The sequence below is a fragment of the Lacihabitans sp. CCS-44 genome (assembly GCF_024343735.1).
In the GTDB taxonomy this organism is placed as follows: Bacteria; Bacteroidota; Bacteroidia; order Cytophagales; family Spirosomataceae; genus Leadbetterella.
Genome location: NZ_RJUE01000066.1, coordinates 137,404 through 159,956, shown reverse-complemented (window position 1 = coordinate 159,956; position 22,553 = coordinate 137,404). Strand labels below are relative to the sequence as shown.

General features: G+C 37.7%; 24 protein-coding genes. 10 read left to right on the top strand and 14 right to left on the bottom strand.

Annotated features, from left to right (window positions below; genetic code table 11):
* Window positions 1-7: 7 nt before the first annotated feature.
* The 3 genes from EGI26_RS20675 to EGI26_RS20665 are packed head-to-tail and all read right to left on the bottom strand — an operon-like array spanning window position 8 to window position 2,193.
* Complete coding sequence (locus EGI26_RS20675; RefSeq protein WP_255080980.1) at window positions 8-493, bottom strand: hypothetical protein; 486 nt, start codon at window positions 491-493, stop codon at window positions 8-10.
* Between the two features lie 3 nt (window positions 494-496).
* Window positions 497-1,693 carry a tRNA preQ1(34) S-adenosylmethionine ribosyltransferase-isomerase QueA gene (gene queA / locus EGI26_RS20670; RefSeq protein ID WP_255080979.1) on the bottom strand — a complete coding sequence of 399 codons (1,197 nt, stop codon included), beginning with the start codon at window positions 1,691-1,693 and terminating at the stop codon, window positions 497-499.
* Window positions 1,693-2,193 carry a hypothetical protein gene (locus EGI26_RS20665; protein ID WP_255080978.1) on the bottom strand — a complete coding sequence of 167 codons (501 nt, stop codon included), beginning with the start codon at window positions 2,191-2,193 and terminating at the stop codon, window positions 1,693-1,695. Before EGI26_RS20665 ends, queA begins: the two co-directional genes overlap by 1 nt.
* A 120-nt stretch (window positions 2,194-2,313) precedes the next feature.
* On the opposite strand from EGI26_RS20665, the gene EGI26_RS20660 reads away from it, so the two are divergent.
* Window positions 2,314-2,862: a cob(I)yrinic acid a,c-diamide adenosyltransferase gene (locus EGI26_RS20660; protein ID WP_255080977.1), complete on the top strand. Its 549-nt coding sequence runs from the start codon at window positions 2,314-2,316 to the stop codon at window positions 2,860-2,862.
* A gap of 195 nt (window positions 2,863-3,057) precedes the next feature.
* On the opposite strand, the gene EGI26_RS20655 is transcribed toward EGI26_RS20660, so the two are convergent.
* From EGI26_RS20655 to EGI26_RS20645, 3 genes are all read right to left on the bottom strand, one after another.
* On the bottom strand, window positions 3,058-3,693 hold the full coding sequence (locus tag EGI26_RS20655) for a carbohydrate-binding family 9-like protein (protein ID WP_255080976.1): 636 nt from the start codon (window positions 3,691-3,693) through the stop codon (window positions 3,058-3,060).
* Window positions 3,694-3,790: 97 nt separating this feature from the next.
* The gene (locus tag EGI26_RS20650; RefSeq protein WP_255080975.1) at window positions 3,791-3,943 is read right to left on the bottom strand and encodes a hypothetical protein; all 153 of its coding nucleotides are present in this window, start codon (window positions 3,941-3,943) and stop codon (window positions 3,791-3,793) included.
* A 75-nt stretch (window positions 3,944-4,018) separates the two neighbouring features.
* Complete coding sequence (locus tag EGI26_RS20645) at window positions 4,019-4,651, bottom strand: hypothetical protein (protein WP_255080974.1); 633 nt, start codon at window positions 4,649-4,651, stop codon at window positions 4,019-4,021.
* A 256-nt stretch (window positions 4,652-4,907) separates the two neighbouring features.
* Here EGI26_RS20645 and EGI26_RS20640 point away from each other — a divergent pair, with 256 nt between their 5' ends.
* From EGI26_RS20640 to tyrS, 4 genes are all read left to right on the top strand, one after another.
* A complete protein-coding gene (locus tag EGI26_RS20640; RefSeq protein WP_255080973.1) occupies window positions 4,908-5,486 on the top strand; it encodes a sigma-70 family RNA polymerase sigma factor in 579 nt (192 codons plus the stop codon).
* Entirely contained in the window at window positions 5,479-6,888 is a 1,410-nt protein-coding gene (locus EGI26_RS20635; protein ID WP_255080972.1) for an outer membrane beta-barrel protein, read from the top strand. Before EGI26_RS20640 ends, EGI26_RS20635 begins: the two co-directional genes overlap by 8 nt.
* Window positions 6,889-7,030: 142 nt before the next feature.
* Window positions 7,031-7,669: an outer membrane beta-barrel protein gene (locus EGI26_RS20630; protein WP_255080971.1), complete on the top strand. Its 639-nt coding sequence runs from the start codon at window positions 7,031-7,033 to the stop codon at window positions 7,667-7,669.
* A gap of 6 nt (window positions 7,670-7,675) precedes the next feature.
* Window positions 7,676-8,989, top strand: a complete 1,314-nt coding sequence (gene tyrS / locus EGI26_RS20625) for a tyrosine--tRNA ligase (protein WP_255080970.1) — start codon at window positions 7,676-7,678, stop codon at window positions 8,987-8,989.
* 136 nt (window positions 8,990-9,125) lie between these two features.
* On the opposite strand, the gene EGI26_RS20620 is transcribed toward tyrS, so the two are convergent.
* The 8 genes from EGI26_RS20620 to EGI26_RS20585 form a co-directional block, all read right to left on the bottom strand.
* On the bottom strand, window positions 9,126-9,782 hold the full coding sequence (locus EGI26_RS20620; RefSeq protein ID WP_255080969.1) for a hypothetical protein: 657 nt from the start codon (window positions 9,780-9,782) through the stop codon (window positions 9,126-9,128).
* Between the two features lie 102 nt (window positions 9,783-9,884).
* Window positions 9,885-10,682 (bottom strand): AAA family ATPase, encoded by a 798-nt coding sequence (locus EGI26_RS20615; RefSeq protein WP_255080968.1) that lies wholly within the window; start codon window positions 10,680-10,682, stop codon window positions 9,885-9,887.
* Window positions 10,679-12,607 (bottom strand): 1-deoxy-D-xylulose-5-phosphate synthase, encoded by a 1,929-nt coding sequence (dxs, locus tag EGI26_RS20610; protein WP_255080967.1) that lies wholly within the window; start codon window positions 12,605-12,607, stop codon window positions 10,679-10,681. Before dxs ends, EGI26_RS20615 begins: the two co-directional genes overlap by 4 nt.
* Window positions 12,608-12,671: 64 nt before the next feature.
* Window positions 12,672-13,571: a rhomboid family intramembrane serine protease gene (locus EGI26_RS20605; protein WP_255080966.1), complete on the bottom strand. Its 900-nt coding sequence runs from the start codon at window positions 13,569-13,571 to the stop codon at window positions 12,672-12,674.
* Between the two features lie 33 nt (window positions 13,572-13,604).
* The gene (locus EGI26_RS20600; RefSeq protein ID WP_255080965.1) at window positions 13,605-14,264 is read right to left on the bottom strand and encodes a rhomboid family intramembrane serine protease; all 660 of its coding nucleotides are present in this window, start codon (window positions 14,262-14,264) and stop codon (window positions 13,605-13,607) included.
* A 54-nt stretch (window positions 14,265-14,318) separates the two neighbouring features.
* Window positions 14,319-16,175: a DNA mismatch repair endonuclease MutL gene (mutL, locus tag EGI26_RS20595; RefSeq protein WP_255080964.1), complete on the bottom strand. Its 1,857-nt coding sequence runs from the start codon at window positions 16,173-16,175 to the stop codon at window positions 14,319-14,321.
* A 105-nt stretch (window positions 16,176-16,280) separates the two neighbouring features.
* Complete coding sequence (locus tag EGI26_RS20590; RefSeq protein ID WP_255080963.1) at window positions 16,281-16,745, bottom strand: hypothetical protein; 465 nt, start codon at window positions 16,743-16,745, stop codon at window positions 16,281-16,283.
* Between the two features lie 71 nt (window positions 16,746-16,816).
* Complete coding sequence (locus EGI26_RS20585; RefSeq protein ID WP_255080962.1) at window positions 16,817-18,208, bottom strand: POTRA domain-containing protein; 1,392 nt, start codon at window positions 18,206-18,208, stop codon at window positions 16,817-16,819.
* Window positions 18,209-18,340: 132 nt separating this feature from the next.
* On the opposite strand from EGI26_RS20585, the gene EGI26_RS20580 reads away from it, so the two are divergent.
* The 5 genes from EGI26_RS20580 (at window position 18,341) to EGI26_RS20560 (ending at window position 22,511) form a co-directional block, all read left to right on the top strand.
* Window positions 18,341-19,675: an MFS transporter gene (locus tag EGI26_RS20580; RefSeq protein WP_255080961.1), complete on the top strand. Its 1,335-nt coding sequence runs from the start codon at window positions 18,341-18,343 to the stop codon at window positions 19,673-19,675.
* A gap of 153 nt (window positions 19,676-19,828) precedes the next feature.
* On the top strand, window positions 19,829-20,653 hold the full coding sequence (locus tag EGI26_RS20575) for a phosphosulfolactate synthase (RefSeq protein ID WP_255080960.1): 825 nt from the start codon (window positions 19,829-19,831) through the stop codon (window positions 20,651-20,653).
* 3 nt (window positions 20,654-20,656) lie between these two features.
* Window positions 20,657-21,304 (top strand): VTT domain-containing protein, encoded by a 648-nt coding sequence (locus tag EGI26_RS20570; RefSeq protein WP_255080959.1) that lies wholly within the window; start codon window positions 20,657-20,659, stop codon window positions 21,302-21,304.
* The gene (locus tag EGI26_RS20565; protein ID WP_255080958.1) at window positions 21,301-22,038 is read left to right on the top strand and encodes a shikimate dehydrogenase; all 738 of its coding nucleotides are present in this window, start codon (window positions 21,301-21,303) and stop codon (window positions 22,036-22,038) included. The genes EGI26_RS20570 and EGI26_RS20565 overlap by 4 nt, the downstream gene beginning before the upstream one ends.
* A 170-nt stretch (window positions 22,039-22,208) precedes the next feature.
* Entirely contained in the window at window positions 22,209-22,511 is a 303-nt protein-coding gene (locus EGI26_RS20560) for a ferredoxin (protein WP_255080957.1), read from the top strand.
* Window positions 22,512-22,553: the final 42 nt, after the last annotated feature.

The following is a 22,553-nucleotide window of genomic DNA, read 5'->3' as shown; positions in this document are numbered from 1 at the left end:
AGGTGGTTTACTTTTTTATTGACTTTACCAAAGCTTTTTTGGGCATCATTATGAGGCCCAAGTCTTTGCGACAGTTTTTATAAACCAATGAACTTACCTGAATAGGGAAACTGTATAAATAAAGTGTATCGTTGACTTTCTGGATATTGTCTCCAATGGTCTGTTTTTGTTCTTTACTGTATTTATAGGCTTCTAATATTTCTCCTATTTTACCATTTTTCAGGGTTTCGGCGGTTACTAAACTTAGGTCTATAAGTTCAACCTCAGTACCGTCCACGCTGATTTTGTCGCCACATTCTATATTGAGGTTGCCATTGAATTTCTCAGAAATGGATTTTCCCAATGTATTGGCCATATCAATAATTTCTTCTTGGTTGACTTTTTTTATTTTGTAGTCCGCCATCAGCTGTTTCACCTCAGCGGTGTCCACACGTTTTACTTGTCCGCAAGAGAAAAGGCCAAAAATCAAAAACAAGGTGACTATATTTTTCATAAACTATGGTATTAAAAGACTTGAATCTCCAAAACTCAAGAATCTGTAATCGTTATTTAGTGCTTCAGTGTATATTTTCTTCCAGTTGTTTTCTCCCACAAAGGCCGCCACCAACATCAGAAGAGTGGAAGACGGCTGGTGAAAGTTGGTAATTAGTCCTTTGCAAATCTTGAATTTATAGCTCGGAAAAATCATGATTTCGGTTTGACCAATTATCTCTTTCAAATCGTTCATTACAAAGTATGAAAGTACGGTTTTTAAAGCATCTAATGTTGATATTTCTGTTCTTTCTTCATAAGGAAATAATTTTTCTATAAAGAAATTGCTCTTTGGGTTTTCAATGAGTTTTACACCAAACCAATACAAACTTTCCAGCGACCGCATGGAAGTTGTACCGACTGGAACCACGAACGAATGGTTTTCTATTAAAGTCTCCACGAATTCACGAGAAAACACCAACTGCTCGTTGTGCATAGGGTGCTCCAGGGCGTTTTCGGTTTTTACGGGCATAAAAGTTCCTGCTCCAACATGCAAGGTAAGAAAGCTCTTTTGGATACCTTTATTACTAATTTTTTCGAAAACGGCATCTGTAAAATGTAATCCCGCCGTGGGAGCCGCCACCGCACCTTTGTTTTTTGAATATACGGTCTGGTAGTTTTCTATATCGGTTTCTTCTGAATCTCTATTTAGGTAGGGCGGCAGTGGAATTTTGCCAAAAGCCTCTACCAAGTCACTAAAGTTATCTTCCGAATTCCAGCTAATTTTGACTTCTTTTTGCTCTCTATCAGCAAATGAGGCATTTATCTCAACATTCCGATTGTTTATTTCTACTTCGGAATTGAGTATCTCGTCAGTTTTCCACTTTTTTTTGTTGCCAATCACACATTCCCAAACACTCTCATAGTTGGCCTCCATGGCCAGTGAAATCACATTGCTTGGGCTTATTGGATTTAGAAGGAATACCTCGATAACTGCCCCAGTTTCTCTTTTGAAAAACATTCTGGCCGGTATAACTTTTGTATTGTTGAGTACCAAATGGGTGTTTTCTGGCAATAAATCTACAATGTCGGTAAATCGACTGTGAGCGATTTTTTCCCGGTTATAAAACAAAAGCTTCGAACTGTCCCGTGGTTCAGCAGGATATTTGGCTATGCGTTCGTCGTTTAGTTCGTAAGTATAATCTGAGATTTTGACCTGCATCAATCCTCTGGAGTTGGGTTAGAAAAGAGAAGTCGGAGTGGAACGAAAAACAACAGAATCATCAATACAAAGACACCGAAAATCAACAACCAGTTATAATTAAAGTCCAGCATTTGGCCTTTTCTCGAGTTTATGTTGTTTAAACCCAAAATTACAAATATCAAATATGTATTGACAAACGCTAAAAATGCTGAAAACCAGCCAGTAATTAGGTTTTTTAACGCAGTTGGTTCATTGGCCCAAGCACTGTTTGAATTTAATCCTTTAAAATCAATTTTCAACAAAAGTCCTTTGAGTAAGTCCATCAGAATATTTATAGAAAATACAATGCCTACTGTCCAGTAAAAAAACTGTTGTTTATTGATAAATCGGTTTGGATAACCTTGGTCATCGTGGCCAATGGCGATAGAATCGGGTAAATTTGTATAACAAAAAAGAATAACTGCGGTGATGATAACAACGGAAGCAACCCTCCAGAACTTAAAAAATATATTTGTCATATTGAGACTTTCGAATAAATGTATCTAATTTTATTCTTTTATAATTAAACTTTTGTCTTGTCGAAATGTTTCACAAAGGTAGGGGAGAAGGCCTTGCATATTTATTAAATTGAAGAAAAAATGTCAAAAATTTATACAAAAACAGGTGATAAAGGTACGACTTCACTCATAGGAGGAACAAGATTGCCCAAAGACGATATAAAAATTGAAGCCTACGGAAGTGTGGATGAACTCAATGCTTGGATTGGCGTTTTGGCAGATGCTCCTGAAAATAAAAATCGCAATGCTTTTTTGAAAGAAATTCAAGATAGGCTCTTTACGATTGGAGCAGAGTTGGCCTCTGAACCTGAGCAAAATAAGAAAAAATTACCCGAACTTTTTGAGAGCGACATTGAAGTCTTAGAAAAGGAAATGGATTTGTATAATGAGGTCATTCCTACTTTAAGAGCATTTGTACTTCCGGGTGGATATCCTCTGGTTTCTTTCGCACATGTGGCTCGTACAGTTTGTCGAAGGTCTGAGCGTCAAGTGATAAAATTGTCGCACAACGAGGAAGTCAATGCCTTGATTATTAAATATCTGAATCGTTTGTCTGATTATCTTTTTGTACTTTCAAGGAAAATCACGCAAGAACAAAATGCACCAGAGATTGCTTGGAAACCTAGGTGAGTTTGTATTGTTAATTGAACACGGATTTTATGGATGAGACATGGATTTTTTTACATTTATATCGTTTGAATCCATTAAGGTAAATTTAACTAAGTCTTAATCTAAGGCTGTTGAGTATATCTAGTCCATGATTTTAAAGTAAAATCTGTGCGGCCGCTGCTGCGATCTAATCCGTGTTCATCTGTGTGCCATTGCTCACTCCACCGTCAAGAATCCAAATCTTTTTGGTCTATGAAATGCAGGTGATTCGCCCGAAAGTGTAGAACTCCAGCAAACAAAATCGCAAGTTTCGGCATCGCAGGTCCAGTTTGCATCTTCATGACTTTGATTTGAGCGTATTCTATAGAAGTTAATTCGGTATTGTCCATTTGCATCTTTTCCAATCAATTTCCAAGGAATAGACAATTTGCCGTTCCAAGAATTTTCTGATTTTATTGCGTCATGAACAATTTCAGCATCTTCGTGAGCTACCATCCCTTCCAAAGTTTGGGTTTCTTCTCCCAATGTTGGGTTGTTTATGGTACCTACCCAAAGTGCATTGTTTGGATTTATTTCTATTTCTAGGTAATGTTTAGAATCTTCGTTTCCGGGGCTAATAAATACCTCAAAAACCTCTTGATTGTACAATGGATTATTGTGAATCGCCATGTTGTTTTGATTCACGAAATCGTCTTGAAGACATTCGAAAGCTATATGAAGGTATTCGTTATCAGATTTTATGGAAACATTGGTTAGGTAATCAACAGCTTGACCATCAGTAGAATGCTTGAAATGTGAGTCTAGTATTACCGACTCTCCGTTGTTTTTTAGGTTTATCTCGTGGTTGGGCATTGTAGTCTTTTCTTTGCTTAAATCAATTTTTAGAAAACTGGTTTGCAAAACTATAAAAAAAACTAAGGAATGGCTAAAAGCCATAAAATTCAATTTTCTAAAGTACGATAGACAAGTTTTTGTTGCCAAACTGAAGCTTCAAAACATTTCCTTTACTTATCTGGAGTTTGGTCAACTCAAATTTACCGTTATTATCAACCAATTCCCTCAAGTTTTTCTTCGTATTTTTTTCTTTTATGAGTATTTTCACGAGTGGTATGTCTTTGTAATATCAGGAAAAATAACTTCTGGAAATTTCACCTTCCAGAAGTCATGTTTTTTATGCTCATTTGCCTTTACCCTTTCCTTTACCTTTGCCACCTTTTTCTTTCATGGTGAGCTCGTTAAGGAAAACACCCGCAGCGTCAAAACCTAACATTACTTTCGATCCGTCTGCCTTTGTTACCAATACACCATATTTGCCATCGCTTGATTTTCTGGCACTGCTCACCGTAGAACCGGCATAAGTAGTAGATATGTAGGTAGTTATGCTTGTCGGAAGCGTAGCTATATCTATTTTTTCGCCACCGTGGCCTTTGCCTGACACTTCTTTCACAAATACGCCAGCTGCATCAAACAACAAGCCTTTGTGGGTACTGTCGGTCAAAACAATATGCACTGCATATTTGCCAGAATCAGAATGAGCCGCACGCTTGATGGTAGAGCCTACATAGTTAGTTGAAATGTAAGAAGTTACATTTGCTGGTAAAGCGGTTACGGCTATTTCGGTCATGTTGTGTTTTTTGCCATGGCCATGTTTGCCACCCGTACCTGAACTATCGGTAGTAGCCAAAAACATAAAATCGGCATAAGCAGAATCGTCAGTTGTTTCTGTTGGAGACAATCCAAGGTTTTCGCAAGATGTAAAACCCACCACTGCACTAAATAGAGCAAGAACTAATACTTTTAAATTTTTCATAAGAAATAGATAATAATTTGATTTAAACGTTGTAAGAACTTCCTACAAGTAAATTTTTTCCATGGAATACTTGTTTGATTTAAAAAATCCTAAAAGGTTTATTGGCCTTTCAGAAATACTATACGATTTGCTTTTTTTTTATGTTGCCTAGGTTTTAAAAAAAATATTTTAAATGTCTAAGGCAACGATTTCTCTCGACAATTACGTATACTTTTGTATAAATAAGAATTCCAGTATAATATAAAAGAAAGCCTTTGTGATATTTAAAAGAAACAAATCTTTTGACTTGGTAAAAGTTTTGGAAGGATGTAGGGCAGACAGCGGCTCGGCCCAAGAGCGTCTTTTCGAACATTACTACGGCTTGGCCAAAAGGATATGTTTGCGATATGCCGGATCGAGCGACGAAGTCGACGAAATGGTGAACGATGGTTTCTTGAAGATTTTTGCCAAAATAAAAATGTACGATGCCAATCAGTCTTTTGAGGCTTGGTTTCGGACGGTTTTGGTGAGGACTTGTATAGATTATTATCGGCGTAACAGTCCAAAAGTGAGTTTGATAGACATCCAAAATGCTCCACAAATCGAAAGTAATGATGGGCTTATTGAGCGGATGTCGGCAGAAGATATATTGGAATTGGTCCAAAAACTTCCTCCTTCCTATCGAATGGTTTTTTCGCTCTACGTGGTTGAAGGGTACTCGCACGCTGAAATAGCTGAGATGCTCAACATCAATGAAGGTACGTCAAGGTCAAATCTTGTAAAAGCTAGACACAAAATGCAAGAATGGGTAACGCTATATTTAGATGAAAATATAAATCAAAATAATCATGTCTGAGAGTAATTTTGATGATGACATAAGAAAAAAGCTCGAATCTATACAGCCGATGTATAGTGAGGCAGCTTGGCAGAAGCTCAAACGCTCTCTGCCGATACCGTGGTATATGAGTTTTCTGCGAGATTATGGTAGCTGGGTGTTCGGAGGCCTAGCAACGGTGGCTTTTTTAGGCTCACAATACAATAATCAAACCATTAGAAAAGAAAACAAATTACTGAATGACAAAATCTCTACTATAAACAATTCGCCCGAAACAAAAACAATAACCGACACTATATATGTTCGGCAGAATGATACTGTATTTACCACTCGTTATGTCACAAGATATGTGCAAGTAGGTGATGCGTATGAGGAAGACGTTACTTTGAGAGCACGGAATAAAAATCAAGTTTTGGCAGAAAGAACAAAAGCGAAAGAAGAGGAAAGTGCAGAGCGTAAGCTAGAGCAGGATTCAAAGTCTAAAACTGACAGGAGCAAATCAATCAGTTTGGATTTGTCAGAAAAAAAGACCACAATTAATTCTGACAATGATAGAGTTTTGGTAGAAAAACTTACTGACAAGACAAGCTCGGGCAACAGTGCAGCAGAAACTAATTTGTCTTTTCAGCCGAACCAACAAGTGGATAAGGTGGGGGTAGAGGTTTCGGACGATAAGCTCAAATTAGCCAAAGTAGAAGATGTTTCTGCTGAAAAAGTAGAAGAAGAACCTAAAAAGGAGCAAAAGCAAGTTGAAGAATTGATTATTCCAGAAAACAAGGCAATGCTTCCTGCCGACCAAAAGAAACCTAAGAAGATAGATTTGAGCAGGATAAATGCTAGATTTGGAATAACGGGTGACTACATGGGTAAGCATTTTAATAGCCTTGGGCCTGCAGTGGAGGTATTTTTGGGAGAAAGATTTGCTTTGAATACGGGATTGTTGATTACCGGCAAAAACGAGTTTGAGTATAAACTCTCCAAGGATTTTAATATGTTTACTGGTAAGAAGTTTGAAGACCGTTACAAACCTTATATTCCTAATAAACCTGATAAAATTCAAGATATCGAAATCGAAACCTCGAGTATAAAGTTGCCGATATATTTTAGCTATTATGTGCCGGTGAGGTACAATTGGGCCTTTATGCTCAGCACGGGAACTAAGTTAGATCTTTCAGTAATGGAAACTGTGAAGTTTAACGGTCAAAATTTTGATGGCTCGTTGGATTACAACAAATTCGAGAATCAGTATAAGCCTAAGATTTTCAGTAATTTATATTATGGAATGGGTGTTCAGTATCAGTACAAACGATTTGTTGGTCAAATGACACCATATTTTGAGTTTCCATTTAGACAAGCTTCTTATCTGGTGCCACCAAAGAGGTTTGGCATGAGTGCTTCATTGAAGTTTTCTTTGAAAAAATAAAAAATAAACAAACCTAAAATCCTGCTTTTTGAATATCGAAAGCAGGATTTTTTTATTCTAAACTCAAATAACGCCTTAAAATTTAGTAGATTTGCAGACTTTTTGGCGTCGTTGAGACGTTTCAAACATAAACAAAACAAAAATGCACTCCATTCGTATAATTATTCTTTCTTTTTTGTGTCTTCCAGTTTTAGGTCAAATAAAGCCAAGGTTGTTCGAGTTTGGACCCAAAGCAGGTGTTTTGGTTAACGGCATTGCAACACTCGATACCGTAACATTTAAGAAAAAGATTTCAGTGGGTTATCAAGGAGGTATTTTTACAAGATTTAATTTTGGGCCTCTAAGCTTACAACCTGAGCTGGTGTATCAACTCAAGGGAGCCAGTACAACCTCGCCTGCACAAGCCAAATATTCTTATAAGTATATTTCTACGCCTATAATTGTGGGTATTACGCCTATTAAAGGTATCTATTTAGAGGCAGGTTACGAGCCAAGTTGGGCGTTGAATAAAGGATATAAAAAGGACGGATTAACCATTTATGGACCAGACGTAGCCACTGACAAAAGTTTGATAGTAGGAACAAGAATCAATATGTTAGATATGTTTTCGCTGTTTAGTTTAAATATTCGCTACACGCATGGCCTTCAAAATGTGAGTACTTCAAAACAAGGATTTACTCCCCTTGACTTTAGAAACAGAAGCGTTCAGGTATCTGCAACTTACACGTTTTCAGAATATTATCTCTGGAAAAGGAAATACGGCGTAAAGAAAAAGAATTAATAAGAAATGAGTTTTATAGAAGAATTACAGTGGCGGGGCATGCTTCATCAGATGATGCCTGGTACAGCTGAGCAACTGGACAAAGAAATGACCTCGGCCTACATAGGTTTCGATCCTACGGCCAAATCTCTGCATATCGGCAACTTAGCCACTATTATGCTTTTGGTGCATTTGCAAAGAGCTGGCCACAAGCCTTATGCATTGGTTGGCGGAGCTACAGGTATGGTGGGTGATCCATCGGGCAAATCTGCTGAAAGACAATTTTTGGATGAAAATATCCTAAGAGAAAATCAGGAAGGAATTCGTAAGCAACTCGAAAAGTTTCTAGACTTCAATTCCGGAGCCAACAGTGCCGAAATGGTCAATAATTACGACTGGTTCAAAGATTTTGGCTTCTTGCAGTTTTTGAGAGAAGTGGGTAAGTATTTGACAATCAATTATATGTCAAGTAAAGATTCTGTAAAAAACAGAATCACTACAGGTATTTCTTACACTGAGTTTACATACCAATTGCTACAAGGCTACGATTTTTACCATTTGTACAAGCATAAAGGTGTGAGGATTCAAATGGGAGGTTCTGATCAATGGGGAAACATCACCACTGGAACAGAACTTATACGTAGAAAAGAAAACAACGATGGCTCAGATGCAGACGGTGAGGTGGAATATTCAGCTTATGCACTCACCACGCCATTGGTTACGAAGGCAGACGGCACAAAATTCGGTAAGTCAGAGGGTGGAAACGTTTGGTTAGACCCAAACATGACGAGCCCTTATGAATTTTACCAGTTTTGGATAAACCAAGCAGACGAAGACTGTAAAAGACTCATCAGAGTATTTACACTTTTGAGCAAAGAAGAAATAGAAAGACTGGAAGCTGAGCATGCCCAAGCTCCACATTTGAGATTAGTACAAAAAGCTATTGCAGAAGACGTTACCACTCGTGTACACGGTAAAGAGCAATATGAATTGGCCGTAAAAGCTTCTGAAGTATTGTATGGGAAGGCAACGCTAGAAACACTCCAAAGCTTGGACGAAAATACTTTCAAAAAGATATTCGACGGAGTACCTCAAACAACCATCTCCAAGGCTGAGTTTGATGCTTGTCCTTCATTGTTAGATTTGATTTCAGTGACTACCAATGGAGAAATATATGCCTCAAAAGGCGAAGCTAAACGAGCTTTACAAGGAAATGCCGTGAGTATAAACAAAGTAAAAACCCAGGACGAAAAATTGGCTGTTTCGGAAATTAGCCTCCTTTCAGGCAAGTATATTTTGGTAGGAAAAGGGAAAAAGAATCATATTGTGGAGGTGGGGTGAAAACCTTCTGACCATCTTTTATAAATGAAGCCATTCAGTATTGAGTGGCTTTTTTTGTGAGGAGGGAATGGGGATTTGCAAATTCTTTTTCCTTTATTTTTTTAAAATGCAAATGAACATCACAAACGATACGCTGCTATTTTTTAAAATTCTCCCGCCAAAATTCAATCCCATTTTTAGTTTTGAAATAGATAAGTCCTAATTGCGGAGCCATCACCATAAGCTTTATGTCGTTGTCTTCTATAGTGCCATCATTCAGCTCGAAAATCAAAACTTGGGGAATCGTTTCGTTTTTTATTTTGAAATTATACTCATATTTTACTGCTGACTGAATTTTCGTTCCACCCCCACCTGAGTAATTGGGATTTGTAAAGTATGCGTTATGATTACTGACATTGAATAATTCAAGACTGGATATTTTTAGAGAAAAATTTATTTTGTCTAAATGAACATTTACTAGGTTTCCTAAAGGCAAATTAAAGCTATTCATTATTAGGCCAAAGCTCCGCCCTTCACCATTATACATTTGGGTTAGTTGCTCATATTTGTCAATTTTGGTCGGAATGCCTGCCACAGTAGTTTTCGATGGCGAAAACTCTTCTCTTACATAACTTAATAGGAGTACTAATTTTTCATTTTTAGAGTTTACAAAACTCAACTCATTGTATTTTTCGGTATCTACTTTCCAGTTTCTTGTAATAGGCAGCAAATAGAAAGTCTCTTTTTTGAAGGCAAATTCTTCTTTGCAGCCGAATAGTATTAATATAAATACGAAAATAGAAAATTTCTTCATTGTGGTGCTTTGTTATGATTGAACATTAACGGTCAAAATTGCAAAATATTTAGACCTCTTTTTGGACAAACCAAATCTTTTGTGATTTTCAAATCGCAAATATCACCCCTCCAACTCTCTCAAATACCGCTCAGGATTGTCCATAAATGCCTTGGTGAGTTGATAATGAGGAGTTTCGGTGTAGTTGATTTCGGTAATGGCGTTGTTTTCAAAATGTAGAATTTGGGCTTCTTGCATAGCCATGATGATGGGCGAATGCGTGGCTATGATAAATTGTGAGCCTTTGTTTTTTACAGCTTCTTGGATCAAAACAATCAAGCTCAATTGTCGGGCAGGGGATAGGGCGGCTTCGGGTTCGTCTATGAGGTATAGGCCTTTGCCAGTAATTCGGGTATTGAAAAACTTCAAAAAACCTTCTCCATGGCTCATAGCATCAAGGTTTTCGGAGTAGCGGTCGGTTATTTCTTTTCTTTCGCTTAGCAATGGACTCAGAGCCCTACTGATATCTCCACCTGTCCAAGTTTCTTTAATGTCCTTAATTTCAGCATCTAATTCGGCAATGCTCCTAAGGATATTTTTCACAAAACCAATGAAATCTTCGGCCCTGGCAAAGAAACCTCGGCTGCTTTTTTCAACGTATCTCAGCGATAGCATTTTGCCCAATTCCCTTGCTGCCTGCATCAACGGATCGTCGGAGATACTAATTCCACCAGCGGTCGGTACGGCTGAAGCGTAGGCAATTGCCTCCAGAAGTGTTGATTTTCCGGAGCCGTTTTCTCCTACAAAAAACGTAACAGGCTTTTTAAGAGATATATAAGGAAGGTTTTTTACAAGTTCCAGATTAAAGGGGAATTCCTCCGTTTCGGGCAGATTTCTTAATCCAAAACTTTGTAATATCATGCCAAGTGACCTTGAATCTGTAAAGAACGGACAGTTTCTACAATGCCAGCAGCATCATAGCCACATTCGGCATAAAGCTGATACTGCTCGCCATGTTCCACCAATCTGTCAGGAATTCCTAAACGTTTTACTTTTGCAGTATAATTGTGGTCCACCATAAACTCCAAAATGGCTGAGCCAATTCCTCCTTGTAGGCAACCATCTTCTACGGTAATTACATGAGTAAATTTCTCAAAAACCTCGTGAAGTAGGGCCTCGTCCAGCGGTTTTGCAAAACGCATATCGTAATGTCCTACGCTGAACTCAGGTTCAAGTATTTCAATCGCCTTGGTGACTTCGTTGCCGGTTGGACCGAAACTAAGAATTGCCAAATCCTCCCCATCTTTCAGTTTACGGCCTTCGCCTACTTTTATTTCAGAAAAAGGTGTTCTCCAATCTGGCATAACACCTTCACCTCTTGGATATCTGAGTGTGATGGCTTCTGTTCCCGCCTGAAAACTATCAGATTGAGCTAAAAACATGAGATTTCGGAGTTCTTCTTCGTTCATTGGTGATGCTACTACCATGTTGGGTATGCAACGCATAAATGCTATGTCATAAGCACCGTGATGTGTTGGGCCGTCTGCACCTGCAAAGCCAGCTCTGTCTAAGCAGAAAATTACCGGTAAATTTTGAATGCAAACATCATGAATGACTTGGTCATAAGCCCTTTGCATAAAAGAAGAATAGATGTTACAGTATACTGCCAAACCTCTAGTAGCCATTCCGGCAGAAAGTGTAACTGCATGTTGTTCTGCAATGCCCACATCAAAAGCCCTGTCTGGCATTGCTTTCATCATGATGTTCAAGGAGGATCCTGAAGGCATAGCTGGTGTAATTCCAACTATTTTTGGGTTCTTTTCAGCCAACTCCACTATGGTGTGACCAAAAACGTCTTGATACTTTGGTGCTGTTGGCTGCGTAATAATTTTTTTCTTGATTTCTCCAGTTACTTTATCGAAAAGACCAGGAGCGTGCCACTTGGTTTGGTCGAGTTCTGCTGGTGCATAGCCTTTACCTTTAACGGTAAGTACATGCAATATTTTAGGGCCTGGGATATTTTTCATATCCTTTAATACGGCTACCAGATGATCTATGTCATGCCCATCAATCGGCCCGAAATATCTAAGATTAAGTGCCTCAAAGAAATTACTTTGGCTAAGTAGAGCACCTTTCATGGCGTTTTCTACTTTGGCCACAATATCTCTTGCACTTTTGCCAAACTTGCTCATTTTGCCCAACAAATTCCAGACTTCGTCTTTTACTTTGTTGTAGGTTTTTGAGGTAGTTATATCGGTCAAATATTCTTTTAACGCACCAACATTTGGGTCTATTGCCATGCAGTTGTCATTGAGAATAATCAAAAGATTGGCGTCGTTTATAGATCCAGCGTGGTTCATCCCTTCAAATGCCAATCCTGCTGTAAGAGCTCCGTCACCAATTACAGCCACATGCTGGCGGTGTTTTTCGCCGTTGTGCAACGACCCCATGGCCATACCCAAAGCAGCAGATATAGAGGTGGAAGAGTGTCCTACCCCGAAAGAGTCATATTCGCTTTCTTTTCTTTTTGGAAACCCTGAAATGCCTCCATAAATACGATTGGTATAGAATTTGTCTTTTCTGCCAGTAAGGATCTTATGACCGTATGCCTGATGTCCGACATCCCAAATCAGTTGATCGTCTGGCGTATTTAGCACATAGTGCAGGGCTACTGTAAGCTCTACAACTCCCAAGCTTGCCCCAAAATGCCCACCATGAACAGACACCATGTCAATTATGAATTGTCTTAGTTCTTGGCAGACCTGATGCATCTGGTCAGGTCTTAGTTTCTTTAAGTCCTTGGGTAGATTTATACCTTTTAGTAGTTCGCCCTGGGTTATTAGCATATTGCGTTTAATTATTTCATTCTAACTTTCTGCAAAGCCAAAATGTTTTATTTGTTTCCATTGACTAGTCTTTTCGCTGACTGGCCTTGTACAATCTGTTTTTTTCTTCTTTGGTAAGGCTCTCATAGCCACCACCTTTGTTTATTTTATCTAAAAGAAAGTCTACTTCTTCCTGATTAGGAACATTCGTATCATCAAAGAAATGTCTACTACTATATTCTCCAACTGAACTATATTTTTTTATAATCACTTTCTTTTGAGGTTGCTTAAGTTTGGAAACCCAAACAAAGAAGTTTTCAATCGGTTGCGTAATGTTAAGGCCAGTTCTGAGAAATTTAACCTGAAGATATCCGAAAGTAGCAGCTCCTAAGTTTAAAACTCCAGCATGGGGGTTGAGCAACAGTGAGAGTACCAAGAATACTATGGCTACAATTCTAAGTTTAATAAAAAATCTAAAAAACATGAGCTCGTATTCAGGGAGCAGGGCCACAGCTGCAAACATTACAGCATATATGCCAGCAGAGGCCCCATAAAGCACTGATGGGTTAGCTGTATTTCGGTTTAAAATATTCAATACTGTCCAAATTCCTAAATAAAAGAATACTGAGAAAATGGCTCCAGTGATGTAAATTATTATTGTTTTTCGGCCTCCAAGAAAATCAACTAAGATACTTCCAAACCAAAACAAAGCCAACCCATTAAATAAAACATCCAATATACTAGCGTTGGTGAAAGGAAACATAAGCAGAGTCCAAGGCCTTCGGATTAGCTCTAAAAATGAAGAATTGAGATAAATGTTTTTTTGAACAAATTCGACGTAGAAATTTGGATCGGCAAAGAATCTAAAGCTGAATTTTAGAAGTGCTATAGACAAGAATACAAAGGCGTTAATCAAAACCAACTGAATGATTTGATTATTGTTTTTCCTAAAAGCATTCAATATGTCCGAAAATACACTTCTCATCAGCTATGGTATTGAACGAAAACGAACACGAATTTAATAATAATTTCTATTCGAAAAGCCAAAAAACTTCAATAAAATAAATCCAGTGAGCAATCCACCCAAATGTGCAAAATGTGCTATGCCTGATTGTAAGCCTGCGGTGCCCTGTACAAGTTCATAAATACCATACATTGCAACGAAATATTTGGCTTTAATGGGAAACGGAAAAAAAAGAAGCATCATTTCTATATTAGGAAAAAGAAACCCAAAGGCCATTAAGATTCCGAATATAGCTCCCGAAGCTCCCACCATCGGAATCTGGGCTTGCCTTAAATATTCTATGCTATCTACAGACATATTTGACATTTCAAAGAAATCCAAAGCTGAATTTAGAACCGCCGCTCCCACACCACATATTAAATAGTAAATAAGAAACTTCTTCGAACCCATAAATGTTTCGAGAGCCGAACCAAATATAAACAAACCGAACATATTACTAAAAAGGTGACCAATGCCGCCATGCAAAAATTGATAACTTATAAACTGCCAAGGTTTAAAAAGGGGATTGAGCAATTCTGGAGAGTTGGGTAAAAGGGGATTAAAAAAAGCAAAATATTGATGGATGAAGTCAATGGAGTAAAGCATAGAGAAAATCTGCACTCCCACATTTATTATCAAAAGGTTTTTCACCATCGGTGTTATTCTATCAAACATATTTTTTGGTTTTGATATTTAAAGAATTTTTGTGAGTAATTGGTTCAAAATAGTTCAATTCAGCAACAAGTTAGCTATTTTTTCTAAACTTAGGATACTCATCACAGGTTTGCCATCAGGGCTCACAGAAGGCATGGATGTTTCAAAAAGTTGATTGATAAGGCTCGATATTTCCAACTTTGATAACGATTTGGCCATTTTACTAGCATTTCGTTTGGCCAACGTCTTAGCTAAAGCCTCTTTTTTGTCGACTTTCTGATTATTTTCGTTGATTTTGTATTGTTCTATGATGCTTTTAAATAACACGCCCTCGTCTTCGTCCATAAACTGGCTCGGCACACCGTTGATGAGATAAGTGTTCTGCCCGAATTCTTCGACGTTGAAGCCGATGTTTCTTATCATATCTATGATTTCGAAACTCATTGCATAGTCTATGGCGGTTAAAGTTACCGTTTTGGGGAACAAAAGTTGCTGTGAGGCATTTGGGTGGGTGTTAATTTCTTTGAGATATTTTTCGTAGAAAATGCGTTCATAGGCATGTTGCTGATCAATAAGCATAAGACCGCTTTTAACCTGAGTTATAATGTATTGAAAATGAACCTGTATCGCGTTGATGTCGCTGCCATCTTTGGGCAATTGCACCAAGTCTTCCACTCTGTTGGCCTTGCTACTAAAGATAACTTGCTGGGTTTCGTCTTCATCGTGATTTATTTTTGAACCAAAACCCTCAAATAACTTTTCCCAGTTGCCCCGGTTATTTTTTTCATTTATTTCGCCCAAACTTCTTGGCTCTCTTTCGAAACTCGATATCGCCGCTCTGGCATCTGGTCGGATATTTTGCGAATCGAAATTTGACAAAGGTGGTTTCTGGTTGATAAAGTTGGCGATGTTTATATCTGCCTCAAAATCAATACTTGGTGTAAGATTATACACGCCAATGGCCTGTTTTACAGCTGACCGTAAAATAGCATAAATGGCTTTTTCATCATCAAACTTTATCTCTGTTTTAGTTGGGTGTATATTTATGTCGATATGGCTAGGGTCAATTTCTATAAAAAGTGCATAGAAAGGATGCGAACCTTGAGGAATAGTAGACTCAAACGCCCCAGTAACGGCATGGTGCAAGTAACTACTTTTTATAAAACGCTTGTTTACAAAAAAATACTGTTCACCTCGGGCTTTTTTTGCTGTTTGTGGATTGCCTACGTAACCATTTATTTTTATAAAACTGGAGTCTATTTGGCACTGGGCTAACTGGTCACGGTAGCTTTTGTCTAGAACATCTACTATACGTTTGCTCAGTTTGGCTTCGGGAAGGTTATAGATTTCTATTTCGTTGTGAAAAAGCGAAAACTGAACCTCTGGGTGTGCGAGGGCAATTCTTTGAAACTCTTCGATGATGTGTTTCATTTCTACAGGATTGCTCTTTAGGAAATTTCGTCTGGCAGGAACATTGAAAAAAAGATTTTTAATGGCCAAATTTGTTCCTTGGGGGCTTTGGGTAAATTCTTGACTCTTAACTTCTGAGCCTTCAATTTTTATTATGGTGGCAAGTTCGTCGTCAACCCTTTTTGTTTTAAGTTCTACCTGAGCTACAGCAGCAATAGAGGCCAGGGCTTCACCCCGAAAGCCCATCGTGCGGATATTAAATAAGTCGGCAGACTCTTTTATTTTTGAAGTAGCGTGCCTTTCAAAGCACATACGAGCGTCTGTTGGCGACATGCCCTGACCATTGTCAATCACCTGAATAAGTATTTTGCCAGACTCTTTTATGATAAGTTGGATAGAGGTTGCTTTTGCATCGATGGAGTTTTCCAGGAGTTCTTTCACTACCGAAGCAGGTCTTTGCACAACCTCGCCCGCGGCTATTTGGTTGGCTATTGAGTCAGAAAGAAGTCTTATTACGTCCATTTAGTTTTTTTGCTGAAAAAATTAAATGGCAAAGGTCAGGAATTTGAGAGGAAATTCCGAATAGCATTTCAAAAGATATTTCTTATTGTTCGAAAAAAACGGAGCCTAGGCTTCTAATATCAACAATACGCCGTATTCTATTTTGTTGTTTACTTTTGAGAGTGATATTTTGGGTTCGTTTAGTCTATTCCAAGAGTAGCCAAGTTTAATCGGAATGGGAAACCCTTGCTTTTCAAATATTTGATGAAAGATATGGTCAAAAAGTTCATTGCTATCATGTTCGGTATTTAAGAAAACGTCTACTTGTATTTTTTCAAGTTTATTGAAAGAGTTTTTGTAATACAAGATATCAATGGTTTCCATCTTGGAGTTGGTAAAGGACACTCCAACGTAGTCTTTTTCTCTTTCAAATACTTTAAATCTCTCTTTGGCGATTATATCATCGATATCTTGTCCAAATTTAAATCCTCGAAAAATACCTTCTGAATTATCGAAAATTTTGTTTGCAAATTTACTAATTGAAGAGTTTGTACTTCTTTTTTTTGGGTAAGTTAAGGCTAATGTGCTCAATTTTTTTGTAAAGGTTGGTATGAAAAATGAACGCTAAGGTACTAATAAAAAGGTATTTAAAAAAAAATTTATTAAATATCTCTTGAAATACCAAAGAAGAATTTTTTTTCTCCCATTTGGTTTATCGAATAATACATTTTGACGTTACTATTGTACCAAGTCACAATATCAAGTCCCAAACCACCACCTTTTAGTAATTTATTTGATAATTTAGAATTGCTATAAATTGGATAATAGTTTTTGATGTATCCAAAGTCAAGATATGCATTGGGGTATATGGCCAAAGGTAATGTGCTGAATTGTGAAAGTTTTATGAATTTTTTTAGATTGAATTCTTTTTTTAATAATTCGTATTTCAAAGTATTTTTCCATAAACCGTAGTGCTGCCCATCTATTACGTATAGTTCATACCCCCTCACTAGATTATTCGAAAACCCTAATCCAGTAATTAACGGGTAGTATTGTTTTCTGGGACTAGAAAACTTTATCCTTGCACTACTTTCAAAAAATAACGATTTGTGGAGAGGCCTAAAGTATGAGTAGAGTCCGAAAAGATTTGTTTGGTTATAACCACCTCTGACATAAAAATTGCTAAGTTGGGTATACAGCAGTTTTCCAGAAAGAGGGTATTGCCTATTGTCTCGATGGTCAAAACGATATTCGTAAGTAAAGTTAAAAACTTCTTGTTTAGTGGTATTTTTTCCGAAGTAATTAGGATTGAGCTTAATAATTGTATCTGCTAAGGAAGTATTTGTATAGCTTAAGTTTATAGAATGAAAATGATATAGAGCATTTCGAAGTCTAAATTCAAAAACGGCACCTTTCCGTTCTCTCATCTGTTTCTCACTAATAAAAAAATCAAGTTTGTCATTCCAAGTACGAAAAGCCATCGTTCTTTGAGTGGAATAAAATATGCCTGCTCGTATACCAATTCGTTTGCGTTTATCGATATAAGGTTTAGCATAAGAAAGTTCGAAATATGGAATAAACCCACCCATAGCTTTTAGCTTTAATTGGTCATTGTTTCCACTTAAGTTAAAGTGTTTTGCACTTATACCGTAAGTAAGTCTGGTAAGATCTCTATTTCTTTCATACCACCATTCGTTAAAACTTCTGTCTGCTAAATATACTTCTGGTAAAACTACCAAGTACCATCTCTCTTTTACCACTATAAAAATGTCCGTAGTCTGATCATCGGTATTGTAAAGAATCGAAAGGGTTAAAAACAGGTTGGTGTTGGTGAGATTTTGTTTGCTTTTCTCAATTGCTTTTTCGATTTCAGCTGCCGATAATGTATCGCCAAGCTTGAAAGTTAACTCTCTAAGTATGATTCCTTCTTTTGTTTTAGAGTTGCCAGTAACTTCAATTTTGTTTATTTTTGAAATACTTTGGGCACAAACATTCCTTCCAGCGAAGAGAAATATTAAAATACTAAAATATATAATTACATCACCAATCTTCATTCTCCAAATTATTCCAATCCTGCCAAACCGCAATATTAGTTATTTTAATTTTAATAAATATTCAAAATAAAAGTCTAGAATATAATTTTTTTAATTTGTTTTGTAAAAATACTAACATTTGAACCTATGAATATGAACTTTAAACCCAAATTGACCTTTGCCAATATTATCAACATGAACGTTGGTTTTTTTGGCATACAATACAGCTTTGGCTTGCAACAAAGTGCAGTGAATCCCATTTATGATATGCTTGGAGCCAGTCCTGACCAAATTCCGATTCTGAATCTTGCAGGACCAATGACCGGTCTTTTGATACAGCCCATCATAGGAGCTATGTCTGACAAAACCTGGTCGCCGAAGTTTGGTAGACGTAAACCGTACTTTTTTATAGGTGCCGTTATGTGTAGCTTGGCTTTGTTTCTATATCCTTTTAGTAGTTCGCTTTGGATGGCCGCCGGCCTTCTGTGGCTTTTAGATGTTGGTAATAACACTGCTATGGAGCCATATAGAGCATTTATAGCTGATAAACTTGACTCTTCTCAGCAGCCAACGGGTTTTCAAGCTCAAAGCTTTTTTACTGGATTGGGCCAAACGCTGGTGAACCTCTCGATATTCGTTTTTCCTATGATATTTCTTGGCACAAAAGGCTCATTACCCACTTGGGTATATGCTTCGTTTTTTTTAGGGGCAATATGTTCCGTTGGTTCGGTTTGGTGGAGTATGCGAACCACTGCCGAAATACCACCGACGGATGAAGAATTGGCCGAAATGAAATCTTCGCCGCTGAGTCTTCTGACCCCATTCAAAGAAATACCAAAAGCAATCATGGAAATGCCCAAAGTAATGTGGCAACTGGCCTTAGTGTATCTTTTTCAATGGTATGCCTTGTTTTGTTATTGGCAAAATTCAGCCAAAAGTATTGCCCAGTCGGTTTGGAAAACCAATGTTTATCAGGATAATCCGGTTTACAACGAGGCCGTGAGTTGGTCGGGATTGGTAAATGGTTGGTACAATATCGTAATGTTTTTGGTAGCCTTTAGTTTGGTTTATTTTGCAAAAAAATATTCTCCAAAAATGGTACATGCCTTCTGTTTGGTTTTGGCCGGAATTGGCTTTTTGGCCTTCCCGATGATTGAGAATAAATACTTGCTGTTTCCAGCCATTACGGGCTTTGGTATAGGCTGGGCGAGTATGATGGGTATTCCGTATTTGATTGTGGTGGGTGCTATCCCAAAGGAAAGATATGGGGTGTATATGGGTATAATAAACATGATGATAGTTATACCGATGCTCATTCAAACACTGTCTTTCGGATATATTTTAAAGAATTTCCTGAACAATGATCCCGGAAAAGCAATAACCTTTGCAGGTGTCTTACTGTTGATTTCTGCCCTAGCTACTTTACTTATAAAATCTGACAATAAAGTGGAGATTGGTAACATTCCGATGGCTGGTGGTGGCCACTAAAAAGGAATTATATTATAGGAAAAAACCGTGATTCTATGGTGTAATCACGGTTTTTATGTTTAAAAGGTCATTAAATTGTCGTAAGTAATAAATACAACGGTGCATTTTTGTACTTTTGCATTTTATTTTAGAATATAAAAATATACAGAAAAAATGAATTACTCGCTTTCGCAAGTGCCCGAGCGTACGGTTCAACCTCGAAATGAGGGTCTTACCATGGTTATGGATAAAGGCTTGAGTATCAGAGAGACCGAAGACATGCTGAGCATCTCATCAAACTACATTGATATAGTAAAACTAGGCTGGGCCACTTCTTTTGTTACGCCTAATGTACATGAAAAACTAGCCGTTTATAAAGCTGCCAATATTCCAGTTTATTTCGGAGGAACTCTTTTCGAAGCATTCGTAGTACGTGGTCAGTTTGAAGATTATATGCGTGTTTTGGACAAGTTCGGTTTGGAGCATGCTGAGGTTTCTGATGGCTCTATTACCTTGCCTCATGACGAAAAATGCCACTATATCAAAGAGTTAGCTAAGAGAGGCAAAGTGCTTTCGGAGGTTGGTTCTAAAGATGCCGAGAAGATTTTTGCTCCATACAAATGGATAGAAATGATGAAGGCCGAACTAGAAGCTGGTGCTTGGAAAGTAATCGGCGAAGCTCGTGAAGGAGGTAATATAGGCCTTTACAGAAGTTCAGGTGAAGTGAGACAAGGCTTGGTAGATGAAATAATACATGCCATTTCTGCCGAAAATATCATTTGGGAAGCTCCACAAAAATCGCAACAAGTGTATTTTGTGAAATTGGTGGGTACCAACGTAAATCTTGGAAATATTGCTCCAAATGAAATCATTCCGCTGGAAACCATCCGTTTGGGCTTGAGAGGAGATACTTTTGCCACTTTCTTAACAGATGACGTAAAACAGAAGTACAAATTAGGCAGATATTATCAAGACGACCGCATCAGACAAGACGACTAATTTATGGAATTGATACATTTTTTGTTGGAGTTTTTAAAAGATCCACTTACGACGCTGGAAGGATTCTTGCGAGAGTATGACAAGCTAACTTATGCTTTACTTTTTTTAGTGATTTTTGTAGAAACGGGCTTAATAGTGATGCCATTTCTGCCTGGTGATTCCTTGCTTTTTGCGGTGGGGCTGTTGGCGGCCACTACAGGTCAGTTAGACGTGGCGGTGGTTATTCCATTGCTGATTTTAGCAGCACTTTTGGGCGACAATGTCAACTATTTTATAGGAAGGCGATTTAGTGATTTCGTAAAATCCAGAGAAAAAATACTTTTTCTTAAACGAGAATACATTACGCAAACGGAAGATTTTTACACTAAACATGGTTCAAAAGCAGTAATAATTGCCAGATTTATGCCTATTATACGTACTATCGCTCCGTTTGTAGCAGGTGCGGCCAGTATGAAATATTCTAGATACATCTTATTTTGTTTGATAGGTGCTGTGCTATGGGTTACCAGCATCAGCATGATAGGTTACTTGTTAGGAAATAACGAGTGGGTAAAAGCAAATTTTGAAAAAGTGGTATTAGGAATTGTATTCGTATCCATTTTGCCAATGCTTTGGGGTATCATCAAAGTTAAATTTCTGAATAAAGCATGAAAAAATTTGGTTTATTGGGTTTCCCACTTTCGCACTCTTTTTCAAAAAAATATTTTACAGAGAAATTTGTAAAGTTGGGCATTGCAGATACACACCAGTATGATTTATATGAAATAGAGCATATAGATGAGCTGAAAGAAATTATAAATAAAACAGAGGGAATTACAGGCTTTAATGTAACCATTCCTCACAAGCTCAATGTTCTACCACATCTTTCGGACATTGAGCCGAATGCCCAAAGAATAGGAGCTGTAAATGTATTAAAGGTCCAAGAAAATAAAACACTCAAGGGTTATAACTCTGATTATTATGGTTTTAGCAAGTCATTAGCGGAGTTTTTGGGCGATACTAGGAAATTGAAAGCTTTGGTTTTGGGAAATGGTGGAGCTGCCAAGGCAGTATGTGTGTCATTAGAAGATATGGGAATACCCTATCAATTGGTTTCAAGAAGAGCCTCAGATGATACCATCAATTATAGGAAAGCAAATGAGCTATTGGCTGAATATAAGCTGATTGTGAATTGTACACCACTTGGCACTTATCCCAACGTTAGCACTTTTCCAGATCTGGATTATGAGAACATTGGAAGCGGACATTTCTGTTTCGACTTGGTTTATAATCCTTCAGAAACAAAATTTTTGCAGAAATCAAAGGAAAATGGAGCCAAAACTATCAATGGCTACGACATGTTGGTGTATCAAGCAGAGAAATCTTGGGAAATTTGGAATTCGTGAGGTAGTTATTAGTGGATTAGTTACTGGTGGACTGGTTATTAGTGGACTGGTTACTGAAAGACTGGTTTACGGCCACTTAGCGAAGTCAAAGCGGGTTAACGGCCGCTGAGCGAAGCCGAAGTGGGTTGTTAGTGAGAATAGTTAAAAAAAATAAGATCTCTTTTAGAAAAATGAAATATACAAAACACGTATTTGTTTGTACAAACGATAAGGAAGCTCCCAAAAAATGCTGTGGAAGTGAGCGAGGAATGGAGTTGGTGAATGCATTTAAAGAAGGTTTGAAAGCGAAAGGATTAGATATTGAAATTAGAGCTCAAAGAGCGGGTTGTTTAGATACTTGTGGTAAAGGACCGTCGGTGGTGGTTTATCCTGAGGGTGTCTTTTACGGTTTTGTTACACCTGAAGACGTGAACGAAATTATTGAGAAGCATTTGGTAGGAAACGAACCAGTAGAACGCTTGGTGATTGCCTAATTTCATAGATTTTATTTTGGTGCCTGATTTTTCTATTCTATT